Source organism: Zunongwangia mangrovi, assembly GCF_900112105.1.
In the GTDB taxonomy this organism is placed as follows: domain Bacteria; phylum Bacteroidota; class Bacteroidia; order Flavobacteriales; family Flavobacteriaceae; genus Zunongwangia; species Zunongwangia mangrovi.
This window is the reverse complement of the sequence record NZ_FOKV01000002.1, coordinates 132,096-145,880: the sequence shown is the minus strand read 5'-3', so window position 1 is coordinate 145,880 and position 13,785 is coordinate 132,096. Positions and strand designations below refer to the sequence as shown.

The window sequence follows — 13,785 nt, the reverse complement described above, 5'->3', positions numbered from 1 at the left end:
ATATTTTAGCCTTGGCACAAAAAATGCTGAAAATCTAAATACCAATTAAGTTAACCACTAATGAAAAAATTAACCCTATCCTTAAGCCTTTTCCTGGCGATAAGTGCTAACGCAGTGTCGCAAAGTCTTTCTGAAACTACTTCGAACGAAAGGGTAACCGATCAGGTTTTAAAGGAATTGAATCGAGAACGAACACTTTTGAGTCAGAATCTTGACTTTAGAATTAAAGAAATTGATTCAAAAATCAACAGTCTTGATGAGAGTATTAAAAATTCCAGAACTGCTTCAGATAAAGTTGAAAAACTTTTAGAACGCGTAAAATACTTGGAAGAGCGCCAATCTGAAATCGATAAAAACACGGTTAGCGTTTACAAATATAACTACAGTTCGGCCGTGCTTAATCTTGCCAGTATGGAGCGCGAAATAAAGCCACTTAATCTTTTTAATAGCTCGAGAGAATTTTATTCGACTTTAGATGAAGTAAGCAATCCTATGCATTACGAAGGTTACCAGGAATGGTTTGGTAAATTTCAGAATTATATAAAAGAGGAAGAAGAAGATAATGCGCGCCTGGCCGCTTTAAATCATATTATTGAAGTTACCGGAGACCTAAGTCAGGGTACTCCTTTTGTTGGAATGTTTGCCGGAAGTCTTTTCGACGGAATAGGAACATTTATTAATTCTTTAAACCGAAGAGATAAAGAATTACGTGAACAAAGTATAAAAATGTTGAAGTTAACAACATCTGTATCACAATTTACTCATGATAAAGATCTTATTGAAACGGAGTGGGAAGCGATCAATAAAAGTTTAGATGAACTCAGGAACATTCAGGATAAAGCCATGAAAGAGAATTTTGAGCAAATGTTAGGGATCGATCTTAAAGCATTTGAACGTAAATTCACTAATGAGACCGATGCTAAGAAGAGAACGCAGTATATCCTGGATATTTCAAAAATTGCTGAAAACAAAATTGTCGAGGAACGCGAAAAAAATCCGGAGAACTGGAAACAGAGTTATCACGACCAGATGTTAGCCGTGCAGAATTTAAAAATAAGATTTGGAGATATAACTTTTAGAATTCTTGAGAATCTTAATAAATACGAAAATTTGATCGATAAATATAAAAAAGATCCATACCTAAAAGATAGAATGGGCGATCTAGAGCTGAAATTAGATATTGTAAAAAATAGTTTCGAAAGCACCTTTAATCCACAGGAATATATTAAAGCCTCTAACGAAATGTATATTGTTGAATAACAATTGGTTTTGTATGTTTACAAGAATAGAAGGAGAGCAATGGCTCTCCTTTTTATTTAAAATCGTTTAATTTTGAATCTGATTTTTTAAAAATATTATATAGAATTTGTGGTGTGCTAAATTCGTATCTAATTCCTATCTTTGCAGCCGCAAAATCAATAGCATCAAAATTTAATTTATGAAAGCCGGAATTGTTGGATTACCAAATGTAGGAAAATCAACTTTGTTTAATTGCCTTTCTAACGCAAAAGCACAAAGTGCGAATTTTCCTTTTTGTACAATCGAGCCTAATGTAGGAGTGGTAAACGTTCCAGACCCTCGAATTAAAAGATTAGAGGAATTGGTGAATCCAGAGAAAGTACAGCCGGCAACCGTAGAGATCGTGGATATTGCAGGATTGGTAAAAGGAGCCAGTAAAGGTGAAGGCCTTGGAAACCAGTTTTTAGCTAATATTCGTGAGACAGATGCTATTCTTCATGTTTTAAGATGTTTTGATAACGATAATATCGTCCACGTAGATGGTTCTATAGATCCAATTCGTGATAAAGAAACTATCGATATGGAACTTCAGCTAAAAGATCTGGAAACCGTAGAGAAAAAACTTGATAAAGTTAAGCGTGCGGCAAAAACCGGTAACAAAGAAGCGCAGAAAGAAGAAGCTGCTCTATTAAAAGCTAAAGCTGGTCTAGAAGAAGGAAAATCGATAAGAGCTGTAGATTTTACAGAAGATGAGCATAAAGAGTTTATAAAACCATTACAGTTTATTACCGATAAGCCAGTGATGTATGTTTGCAACGTAAACGAAGAGGCGGCAGTTAGCGGTAACGAACATGTAGATCGTGTACGTGAAGCAGTGAAAGAAGAAAATGCTGAAGTTTTAGTACTTGCGGTAGGAACAGAAGCTGATATTACTGAACTTGATGATTACGAGGAGCGCGAAATGTTTCTTCAGGATATAGGTTTAGAAGAGCCAGGATCTGCGAAATTGATTCGTGGTGCTTATAGCCTTCTTAATCTTCAAACTTATTTTACTGCGGGAGTTAAGGAAGTTAGAGCATGGACTATCCCTGTTGGTGCTACTGCGCCACAAGCAGCGGGTGTGATCCATACCGATTTTGAAAAAGGTTTTATTCGTGCTGAAGTTATTTCTTATAGTGATTTCAATGAATTAGGATCTGAAGCAAAAGTGAAAGAAGCCGGTAAAATGCGAGTAGAAGGGAAGGAATATGTGGTTCAGGATGGTGATGTGATGCATTTTAGATTTAATGTGTAAAAATTAGAAAGCAATTTCAGCTGAAGAGAAATGCTTATAATTTTGCTTCTGCAAAAAATAAGCTTTGATTTATAGAATTTGAGAAAAACGTATTATTTAGATAGTACGTTTTTCTTTTTTCTAGAAGTTATATTTCGAATTTGATAAGTTTTTAAGAAAAATAAGCAATTAACAATTTTTCTAAAGTCTTTGTTAATTACTTTGTCGCAACAGGGTTTTAACTTTTGCCGGTATATGTTATATTAGCCGGGAAACTCCACTATTTACACACATGAGTCAGGAAACAAAGTATACCGAAGATAATATTCGGTCGCTGGATTGGAAAGAACATATCCGAATGCGTCCCGGGATGTACATCGGGAAACTGGGAGATGGTTCTAGTGCAGACGACGGGATTTATATTTTATTAAAAGAGGTTTTAGATAACTGTATCGATGAATTTGTAATGGGAGCCGGTAAAACGATCGAGGTTTCTGTACAAAATCAACGAGTTATAGTGCGCGATTATGGTCGTGGTATACCGCTTGGTAAGGTTGTAGACGTTGTTTCTAAAATGAATACCGGTGGTAAATATGATTCCAGAGCATTTAAAAAATCGGTAGGTCTTAATGGAGTTGGTACAAAAGCAGTAAACGCTTTATCCTCTTATTTTAGGGTAGAATCTAATAGAGATGGTAAATCCCATGCAGCCGAGTTTGAACAAGGGAATCTAAAAGATGAAGAATCTTTAGATGAAACTTCACGTAGGCGAGGAACCAAGGTAACCTTTGTGCCCGATGAGCTAATTTTTAAAAATTTTAAATTTAGAAATGAGTACATCGAAAAAATGATTAAAAATTATGTTTACCTAAATCCTGGGTTAAGCATTATTTTTAATGGAGAAAAGTTCTATTCAGAAAACGGATTAAAAGATCTTTTAAACGATACCTTAAAACAAGAAGATCGTTTATATCCAATTATTCATCTTCGTGGTGATGATATTGAAATTGCGATTACGCATAGTAAAGCGCAGTACAGCGAAGAATATCATTCTTTTGTAAATGGCCAGAATACTTCACAGGGAGGTACACACTTAGCAGCTTTTAGAGAAGCACTTGTAAAAACTGTTAGAGAATTCTACGGAAAAAATTATGATGCTTCAGATATTCGAAAATCGATCGTTGGAGCGATTTCTATCAAAGTTATGGAGCCTGTTTTTGAAAGTCAGACCAAAACAAAATTAGGTTCGACTGATATGGGAGGAGATTTTCCAACGGTTCGAACGTATATTAATGACTTTGTAAAGCGCAATTTTGATAATTACCTTCATAAAAATCAGGAAACAGCTGAAAAACTTCAGCGAAAAATACTTCAGGCAGAGCGTGAAAGAAAAGATCTTTCAGGGATTAGAAAATTAGCAAAAGAAAGAGCTAAAAAAGCGAGTCTGCATAATAAAAAACTTAGAGATTGTAGAATTCATCTTGGTGATAGCAAAAAGGAACGCTATTTAGAGACGACTTTATTTATTACTGAGGGAGATTCGGCGAGTGGATCTATTACAAAATCGAGAGATGTAAACACGCAGGCGGTATTCAGTTTGAAAGGAAAACCGTTAAACAGCTACGGTCTAAGCAAAAAAATTGTTTACGAAAACGAAGAATTTAATCTTTTACAGGCAGCTTTAAATATTGAAGAATCCTTAGAAGATCTGCGTTACAACAACATCGTGATCGCTACCGATGCCGATGTAGATGGAATGCATATTCGATTGTTATTAATCACTTTTTTTCTTCAGTTTTTTCCAGAATTGATCAAAGAAAATCATTTATATATTCTGCAAACGCCTTTGTTTAGGGTGAGAAATAAGAAAGAAACGATTTATTGTTATTCAGAATATGAACGAAGACAGGCGATAGAAAAACTTAAAGGAAAGGTTGAGATAACACGATTTAAAGGTCTTGGAGAGATATCTCCAGACGAATTTAAATATTTTATTGGTGAAGATATAAGGCTGGATCCTGTGATGTTAGATAAAGATAAATCTATTGAAGAGATGCTGAGTTTCTACATGGGTAAAAACACGCCAGATCGCCAGGAATTTATTATTGATAATCTAAAAGTAGAGTTAGATCTTATCGAAGAACTATAAATATGAGGTTTAATAACAAGAATGAAATAAAAATAATTCCGCCAATTTATATAGTTTTAGTCGCGGTTTTTTTAACCAACATTTTTGTAAATGTCGAATTGATAGGTCAAGATGAACCTATTAAATTCAGTCATATTGTACCTAATATTGTTACCTTTTTGATATTCCTGTTTGTACATAAAATAGGAGTGAGCTTTGATTTTGATAGTGACGGTGAAACGCTCATTTTTAAGAATAATGGAGTTTTCTTTTCAAAATTTATGGAATATCGTGTTCGTAAAGCCGAATTTCCAAAGCGCAAACTTGCTAACTTTAAATTTACAAACTACGGTGTATATTCTAGTATCACCATATATATCAAATCAAGAAGACGAAGAGGTTTTAAAAAATATACATTTAACACCACATTTCTAAATAGAAAAAAGAAACGCGGCCTGGTCGCTTCTCTACAAAGTATTTTGGACAAACCTAAAGCTGTTGCTTAGCATATGGATATGGAAGAGAATCCCGAAGAATCTAAAGACGAACAATTAAATACACCTAAAGAAGAGTTGATGCGAGTAACCGGTATGTATAAAGACTGGTTTCTTGATTATGCTTCTTACGTTATTTTAGAACGTGCTGTACCGGCCATGGAAGATGGTTTTAAACCTGTACAACGTCGTATTATGCATTCCATGAAAGATCTGGACGATGGTCGTTACAATAAAGTAGCGAATATTGTTGGACATACCATGCAATATCATCCACACGGTGACGCTAGTATTGGTGACGCCATGGTACAAATGGGGCAAAAAGATATTTTAATTGATACCCAGGGAAACTGGGGGAATATTCTAACCGGGGACAGAGCAGCAGCACCAAGATACATTGAGGCCAGATTGTCTAAATTCGCTTTAGAAGTCTTGTACAATCCTAAGCTTACAGAATGGCAATTATCTTACGACGGTCGTAAAAAAGAACCGGTAAATCTTCCAGTGAAATTCCCTATGCTTTTAGCTCAGGGAGCCGAAGGTATTGCTGTTGGATTAAGTACGCGTTTGTTACCGCATAATTTTAATGAACTTATTGATGCGTCGATAAAGCACTTACAAGGGAAGCGATTTAAATTATTTCCAGATTTTCCAACGGGAGGGATTGCAGATATTTCTAATTATAATGATGGTAGACGTGGCGGTCGCGTAAGAGTTCGTGCAAAAATTAGTCAGCTTGATAAAAATACGCTGGTAATTACCGAAATTCCATTTGGAACAACGACATCAAGTTTAATTGATTCGGTTTTAAAAGCAAATGATAAAGGGAAGATAAAGATTAAAAAGATCGAGGATAATACTGCTGCTGAAGTTGAAATTCAAATTCATCTTCCAAATAATATTTCTCCAGATAGAACGATCGACGCACTTTATGCATTTACACAATGCGAGAATTCGTTATCTCCATTAGGATGTGTAATTGTAGATAATAAGCCAGAATTTTTAGGCGTATCTGATATTTTGAGATCTTCTACAGATCATACACTTCATCTATTAAAGCGTGAGTTAGAGATCACACTCGAGGAGTTAGAAGAACAATGGCATTTCGCCTCTTTAGAAAGAATCTTTATAGAAAAGAGGATCTATCGCGAAATTGAAGAAGAAGAAACCTGGGAAGGTGTCATTAAAGCCATAGATGAAGGTTTAAAACCACATATAAAGCATTTAAAGCGTGCGGTTACCGAAGATGATATTGTAAGGCTTACTGAAATTCGAATTAAAAGAATTTCAAAATTTGATATTGATAAGGCACAACAAAAGATCGATGCGCTTGAAGATGATATTGCAAGAGTGAAGCATCATTTAGACAATCTTGTTGATTATGCGGTAGATTATTTTACAAAGCTAAAAGAAAAATACGGCGAAGGTAAAGAACGAAAAACTGAACTTCGTTTATTTGAAGATATCGAAGCCTCTAAAGTAGTGATTAGAAATACAAAACTTTACGTAAACCGAAAAGAAGGTTTTGTAGGTACGGCTTTAAAGCGCGACGAATATGTGACCGATTGTTCTGATATCGATGATATTATTTGTTTTACTGCTGAAGGTAAAATGATGGTTACTAAAGTTGATACTAAAACTTTTATCGGTAAGGATATTATTCATGTTGCTGTCTTTAAGAAAAAAGATAAGCGAACAATTTACAATATGATCTATCGCGATGGTAAAGGTGGCGCTTCTTACGTAAAACGTTTTGCAGTAACATCGGTAACCAGAGATAGAGAATACGATTTAACTCAAGGCAAAAAAGACTCTAAAGTAATTTATTTTTCGGCAAATCCAAATGGTGAAGCTGAAGTGATAACGGTTTTTCTTAGACAGGTTGGTAGTATTAAGAAACTAAAATTCGAATTAGACTTTGCTGATATCCTGATTAAAGGAAGAAATGTAAAAGGGAATATTGTTACAAAATATTCAGTTAAGCGAATAGAATTAAAAGAAGAAGGAGTCTCTACCCTGAAACCAAGAAAGATCTGGTTCGATGACGTTGTGAAACGTCTAAATGTAGATGAACGCGGAGAGCTTTTAGGGGAATTTAAGGGTGAAGACCGATTGTTGATTATCACTCAGGATGGAATTGTAAAAACTATCAAACCAGAACTTACCAAGCGTTTTGACGAAGAGATGGTCGTACTTGAAAAATGGAACCCAAAAAAGCCAATTTCAGCTATTTATTGGGAACCAGAAAAAGAGCGTTTTTACGTTAAGCGATTTTTAATTGATAATCCAGATAAGGAAGAACGATTTATAAGCGATCACGAAAATGCTTATTTAGAGGTTGTGTCTACCGATTATTTTCCAATGGTCGAAATAGAATTTACGAAATTAAAAGGAAAAGATAGGCGTCCAAACGAAGAGGTAAATGTTGAAGAGTTTATTTCAGTAAAAGGGATTAAGGCTCTTGGAAATCAACTAACTACAGATAAGGTAAAATCCATTAATTTGCTTGATCCTTTACCTGATGAACCAGATCCAGAAGAGACAGAAAAGGAAGATGAAAAAGCAGTAGATTTTAATCAGTCGGGTACTAGTTTTAAAGAAGATAAGGACTCTTCAGAAGAAAATCAGACCAAATTATTTGATGAAGATTAATGGGTATACTTAAGGAATTTAAAGAGTTTGCCATAAAAGGAAATATGGTCGACATTGCGGTTGGGGTAATTGTAGGGGCCGCATTTAATAGAGTGATAGATGTACTGGTAAAACAAGTAATCACGCCTCCTTTAAGTCTAATGACCGATGGGATTCAGTTTTCAGACCGTAAAATAGTTTTAAGAGAAGCAGTAGAAGCTGATGCCTCATCTACAGGGAAAATTGTTGAAGAAGTTGCCATTGCTTATGGAGCTTTAATCGAAGCCTTGATCGATTTTTTTATCATCGGTTTTACCATTTTTATTGTCGTAAAGCTTATGAATCGATTTAGAGCTAAAGCCCAGGACCCAAAGAATAAGAAAGTAAGCACTCCAAAAGATATAGAATTACTCTCCAATATGAACGATCTTATTAAGGAGCAAAATGAATTGCTGCGTAATAACGTAAAATAAATGATTACATTAATTGTGACTATTAATCAGTAACTCTATAAACAGATCCTCGTTCTTTACGGGGATCGCCCACTTTCCCGTATTCGAAAGTATATCCGTCTTTTTCTGTTTTAATGATACGCATATGAATCGCCTGGCGTTCCTGCATATTCTTAGGATGGAGGTTTTTTAGTACAAATTCGCAATCATTGATCCATCGAACTGAGGAAGTATCTGTTTTTCCCTGAAATGTATCTATTTCTAAACTATCGGTACGTACAAAACGCGAAGTAACCATTTCGCCATTTAAATAAGTTTGAAATTCGAATGTTCCTGTACGGAAATCCTGGCAATTCTTTTCGGGCTCAAAGCAGCTTATAAATAATAAAGAAAGGGCTAGAAAGATTAATTTTTTCATACCACAAAACTAATCTAAAAGCCTTGAATATTCAATTTTCAAAGGCGTCAAAAGTACCGTCCTCATAGAAAATAATGACTTTAGCAATCTTTTTATCTTTTCTGTTTGGAAGATTTACAAGGCTTTTATCTTCAGTCTTTGATTCGCTTGATGAGGAGAAAAGATCATCTTCCGAATTTTTGGATGCGGACTCTAATTTTGATCCAGATACTTTAGGGTTAGCATTTTTTCCAACGGTATATTCTTCAGTCTTAGGGAATGTTCCTTTTCCATTTAATAGCCAATAAAGTTCAACCTCGGGAAAGGTTTTTACAATCTTCATTACAAATTCTAAGCTGGGCTTATTTCTTCCGGACAGTAGGTGACTAATCGAAGAACGACCAACCTCAATTTTATCTGCAAAAGAAGAGGCACTGAGATCGTAATATTCGATGATTTCCCTTAATCTATTTGTAAACTCTTTCGTGTTTACCATTGTAAAATTTCATTATAAAAAACTTATTTACAAATGTAAACAATTCAAATCAAAGTAACAAATCACATATGTAAATCAAGAGTGTGTTTAAATCTTTTACTTTAAATAAATATATTTAAAAGTCTAAAAATATAATATTTAAAATCGCTAAAACTAGTTATAGGATTTAATCCAAGTGAAAGTCGTGCCGTATATGACTGTTGAGTTACAATTGTAAACAAAATGATATATTCGTATTGTTTACAATTGTAAAATATAGGTTTTTTACTTTTGTCAACATGAAAAACTATTCAGCTTCAATTAAAGGAATAATGGATCGGTATCCAGAATTCAAACTCGATCAAATTAAAGATCGATATATAAATCAGTCTCATATTCAACCAATATTGAATGAATTCGAAAAAGATGTTGAATTATCTAAAATTGGTTATTCAGTTAATAAGGAGCCTATACATCTTTTAAAGATTGGTAGTGGCAAGATTAAAGTATTAGCATGGTCGCAAATGCATGGTAACGAGTCTACCACTACTAGAGCCACATTAGACGTGATAAATGCGTTAATTAACTTTAAAACTGTAGAAACAAGTGATATATTAAAGAATATTAGCTTGTATTGCATCCCAATGCTTAATCCAGATGGATCTAGAAAATATACTCGCTTAAATTATAACAATGTAGACCTTAATAGAGATGCACAAAATCTAACCCAGCCAGAAAGTCGGATTTTAAGGAAAATATTCGATGATATTAAGCCAGATTTTTGTTTGAACTTACACGGGCAACGTACTATTTTTAGCGCTGGAGCTACAGATAAGTCGGCTGTTATGTCTTTTTTAACTCCAGCTGAAGATAAAGATCGGGAAGTAACTGTAAAGCGAAGTGAAAGTATGAAGGTGATCGCTAAAATAGCTGCAGATCTTAAAGATGTGTTACCAGGCCAGATTGGACGTTATGACGACGGATTTAATTTAAATTGTACGGGTGATACATTTCAGAGTGAAGGTGTGCCTACGATTTTATTTGAAGAAGGGCATTTTCCTAACGATTATACTCGTGAAACGACACGTGAATTTGCAGCGGCAAGTATTATTTCTTCATTAAGAAGCATTGCTACAGGAACTTACCTGGATTTTAGTACTAAAAATTACTTTGATATTCCAGAAAACGATAAGAAATTCAATGATATTTTAATCAAAAACGTTCGAATTAAAGACGGAATTAAAGATGTATCTATTCAATTTTCAGAAAAATTAATTGGTAATACAGTAGAATTTATACCAAAAATTGAAAATATTGAGGATAAAATTGATAAATATGGTCATAGAGAGATCGATGGAAACGGTAAAATCTTAGAGTTGGCGGGGCATAAAACACCAGTCGCAAACGTTGTAGTTGATAAAATATTCTTAAATAAAGAGATTTTAATGGTTAAATGTGATTAATTCTTCAAAAAATTATAAATACTTCAAAGTTTTTGTATTATTTTTGAACTTCATATAATAAAAAGAAGTTAAGAAAATGGCCAAATTTAAATTAGACGAAACAGATCACCAGATTCTCGACATGCTTATCGAGAATACTAGAACTCCGTTTACAGATATCGCTAAGAAGCTTTTGATCTCTGCCGGTACAGTTCACGTTCGTGTAAAGAAAATGGAAGAAGCGGGAATCATAATAGGTTCTTCTTTAACGCTAGATTATCAAAAACTTGGGTATGCGTTTATCGCTTACGTAGGTGTTTTCCTTAAAAACACTTCACAAACCAAATTTGTTTTAGAAAGAATTAATGAAATCCCTTTTGTTACTGTTGCTCACGTAACCACCGGAAAATTTAATGTTTTCTGTAAAGTGAGAGCTCGTAATACACAGCATGCTAAAGAAATTATCTTCCAATTGGATGATATTGAAGGAGTTTACCGTACAGAAACTATGATCTCTTTAGAAGAAAGCATTAACGATAAGAAACGTTTAATGCATTCTATTTTTAAAGAGCTGTAAGGATAGAATATTAAACTTTTATTAAAAACCCTTTAGGCTCTTTTGTTTGAAGGGTTTTTTTATAATTTTAAAACAACTAAACACCAAAAATTATGCACAGAGAACCTAAGTTAGAGCGTTTTAATGAGAATGTTCTTTCTAAGTATCAAATTTATAACAGTCTTTTTCTAACCCTACCTTTTAATGACATCCGGAAAACTGGTTCTTTATTGCCATTGTTTCAGGAAGTTTGCGAGGAAGGATTTAAACAAAAGAAAAATCCCTCTGAAATTGTAGAGGCTTTTTTCAAAAAATATCTGGACGATCCTTCAGAAAAAGAAATGAATGATCTTTTGTTTAGGTTCATACAATATATAGAAAGACAGGTAGTATTATTTGATGCTATTGAGGATGCGGCTTTTCCAATCGTAAATAATATGGATGGGATTGGGACGCTAAGAAATATGAAAGAGGAGTCTGAGTCTCAAAATCAGACCGAAAGAATTAAAGAATATTTAAGTAGATTTAAAGTACGACCTACTTTAACTGCGCATCCAACACAATTTTATCCAGGCGCTGTACTGGGAATCATCACAGATCTGGATAAAGCTATCCAAAATGATGATCTGGTTAAAATCAAACAGCTTTTATCCCAATTAGGTAAAACACCTTTTTTTAAAAAAGAGAAACCAACCCCTTTTGATGAAGCGGTAAGTCTTATTTGGTATTTCGAAAATGTATTTTACCAAAGTGTTAGTAAGATATATAGCTATATCCAACAAAACATGTTTGATGGAGAGAGCGTTGGTAACGAGATCATAGAATTAGGCTTTTGGCCAGGAGGAGATAGAGACGGAAATCCTTTTGTAACAACAAATATTACTTTACAGGTTGCTAAGAGACTTAAGAGCACCATTTTATTTTGCTATTATCGTGATGCTCGTAAACTAAAAAGAAGATTAACTTTTGAAGGCGTTAATGAAACGATCGAGGAGATCGAAAGAGCACTTTACGAAGGTGCAGTATCTGAAGGTGGAAGCGTTAAACTATCACTTGAAGAACTAAAAGGTAAGCTACACTCCATCAGAGAAGTATTAATTGATGAGCATCAGTCTCTATTCCTTGATGAAGTAGATGATCTATTGAATAAGGTAAACCTATTTGGTTATCATTTAGCAACCTTAGATATTCGTCAGGATAGCGGTGTTCATGAAGAAGTACTTTCAGAAATCATTGAAGTTTGTGAGAAAAGAGGTGATAATTTAATTCCTAAAAATTATCCTGAACTTTCAGATGAGGAGCAAATAGAAATCCTTACCAAAGTTAAAGGAAACCTTTCTGCAGATGAATTTGATAGTGAAGATGGGATGGGGAAAGCAACCATTTCTTCAATTCACGCCATGCAGGAAATTCAGAAGAGTAATGGTGAAAAAGGTGCTAATCGATATATAATTAGTCACAGTGAAGTTCCGCAAAGTATCTTAGAACCTTTTGCATTCTTAAGATTATGCGGTTGGGACGAGCCTACTGTAGACATCATTCCTTTATTTGAAACAGTACCAGATTTAAAAGCTTCGCCGAATGTGATGAAGATCTTATACAGTAACCCTGTATATCGTGAGCATTTAGAGAGAAGAGGAAATAAGCAAACCATAATGCTTGGTTTTAGTGATGGTACTAAAGATGGTGGTTATTTAATGGCCAACTGGAGTATTTATAAAGCTAAGCAGGAATTAACAGAGATATCTAGAGAATACGATATTAAAGTAACATTCTTTGATGGACGTGGAGGACCACCAGCTCGTGGAGGTGGTAAAACTCACCAGTTCTATGCTTCTTTAGGTTCAGCTATCGAAAACGAAGAAATACAATTAACCGTACAGGGACAAACGATTAGTAGTAATTTCGGAACTCAAGATAGTTGCCAGTATAACCTGGAGCAGTTAATTAGTGCCGGTGTTTCTAACGAGATCTTTAACGAGGGTAAAAATAACTTATCTGAAGAAGATCGCGCTACGATGGTAGATCTTGCCGAGTCTAGTTATAATACTTATATGGATTTTAAAGCGCATCCAAGATTTATTCCGTATTTGGAAAAAATGAGTACGCTAAAGTATTATGCTAAGACCAATATTGGTAGCCGTCCTTCAAAAAGAAATAACAAGGCTTTAAATTTAGATAATTTACGAGCTATTCCTTTCGTAGGAAGTTGGAGCCAGTTAAAACAAAACGTTCCTGGATTTTTTGGAGTAGGAACTGCGTTGAAAAAGTATGAGGATAACGGTGAGTTTGATAAAGTAAAACAACTTTATAATAATTCGATATTCTTTAAAACACTGTTGGAAAATAGTATGATGAGTTTAACCAAATCGTTCTTCGAACTAACTTCTTACATGAAAGATGATGAAGAGTTTGGTGAATTTTGGGAACTTATTCATGCCGAGTACATCCGTTCTAAAGAAATGTTGCTTAAAGTAACAGGTTATAAAGAACTTATGGAAAATGAACCAGCGATGAGAGCTTCTATTCAGGCCAGAGAGCGAATTGTATTGCCTTTACTTACTATTCAGCAACACGCGTTAAGAATGGTACAGCAGTTACAAGACGGTAATGATACAGATCGTTTAGATGAATACGAAAAAATGGTGACTAGATCTTTATATGGTAATATTAATGCAAGTAGAAATTCAGCATAGAT

General features: G+C 34.4%; 11 protein-coding genes. 9 read left to right on the top strand and 2 right to left on the bottom strand.

The window, feature by feature from the left end; translation table 11 throughout:
* Positions 1-60 precede the first annotated feature (60 nt).
* From BM201_RS06870 to mscL, 6 genes are all read left to right on the top strand, one after another.
* Positions 61-1,260, top strand: a complete 1,200-nt coding sequence (locus BM201_RS06870; protein ID WP_092540953.1) for a hypothetical protein — start codon at positions 61-63, stop codon at positions 1,258-1,260.
* A 178-nt stretch (positions 1,261-1,438) separates the two neighbouring features.
* Entirely contained in the window at positions 1,439-2,533 is a 1,095-nt protein-coding gene (ychF, locus tag BM201_RS06865) for a redox-regulated ATPase YchF (RefSeq protein ID WP_092540951.1), read from the top strand.
* A 271-nt stretch (positions 2,534-2,804) separates the two neighbouring features.
* Entirely contained in the window at positions 2,805-4,661 is a 1,857-nt protein-coding gene (locus BM201_RS06860; protein WP_092540949.1) for a DNA topoisomerase IV subunit B, read from the top strand.
* A 2-nt stretch (positions 4,662-4,663) separates the two neighbouring features.
* Positions 4,664-5,146 carry a hypothetical protein gene (locus BM201_RS06855; RefSeq protein ID WP_092540947.1) on the top strand — a complete coding sequence of 161 codons (483 nt, stop codon included), beginning with the start codon at positions 4,664-4,666 and terminating at the stop codon, positions 5,144-5,146.
* Between the two features lie 9 nt (positions 5,147-5,155).
* Entirely contained in the window at positions 5,156-7,786 is a 2,631-nt protein-coding gene (locus BM201_RS06850; RefSeq protein WP_092541534.1) for a DNA gyrase/topoisomerase IV subunit A, read from the top strand.
* Positions 7,786-8,238, top strand: coding sequence for a large conductance mechanosensitive channel protein MscL (mscL, locus tag BM201_RS06845; protein WP_092540945.1), 453 nt, complete (start codon positions 7,786-7,788; stop codon positions 8,236-8,238). The genes BM201_RS06850 and mscL overlap by 1 nt, the downstream gene beginning before the upstream one ends.
* Before the next feature lie 22 nt (positions 8,239-8,260).
* Here the strand turns inward: mscL and BM201_RS06840 are convergent, their stop codons facing one another.
* On the bottom strand, positions 8,261-8,635 hold the full coding sequence (locus BM201_RS06840) for a DNA topoisomerase IV (RefSeq protein ID WP_092540943.1): 375 nt from the start codon (positions 8,633-8,635) through the stop codon (positions 8,261-8,263).
* A gap of 31 nt (positions 8,636-8,666) precedes the next feature.
* Complete coding sequence (locus BM201_RS06835) at positions 8,667-9,110, bottom strand: helix-turn-helix transcriptional regulator (protein WP_092540941.1); 444 nt, start codon at positions 9,108-9,110, stop codon at positions 8,667-8,669.
* 278 nt (positions 9,111-9,388) lie between these two features.
* Between BM201_RS06835 and BM201_RS06830 the strand changes: the two genes are divergently transcribed.
* The 3 genes from BM201_RS06830 to BM201_RS06820 all read left to right on the top strand — a co-directional run bounded on the left by BM201_RS06830 (position 9,389) and on the right by BM201_RS06820 (position 13,783).
* Positions 9,389-10,552 (top strand): M14 family zinc carboxypeptidase, encoded by a 1,164-nt coding sequence (locus BM201_RS06830; protein ID WP_092540939.1) that lies wholly within the window; start codon positions 9,389-9,391, stop codon positions 10,550-10,552.
* Between the two features lie 76 nt (positions 10,553-10,628).
* A complete protein-coding gene (locus BM201_RS06825) occupies positions 10,629-11,108 on the top strand; it encodes an Lrp/AsnC family transcriptional regulator (protein WP_013072138.1) in 480 nt (159 codons plus the stop codon).
* 92 nt (positions 11,109-11,200) lie between these two features.
* Entirely contained in the window at positions 11,201-13,783 is a 2,583-nt protein-coding gene (locus BM201_RS06820; protein WP_092540937.1) for a phosphoenolpyruvate carboxylase, read from the top strand.
* Positions 13,784-13,785 lie beyond the last annotated feature (2 nt).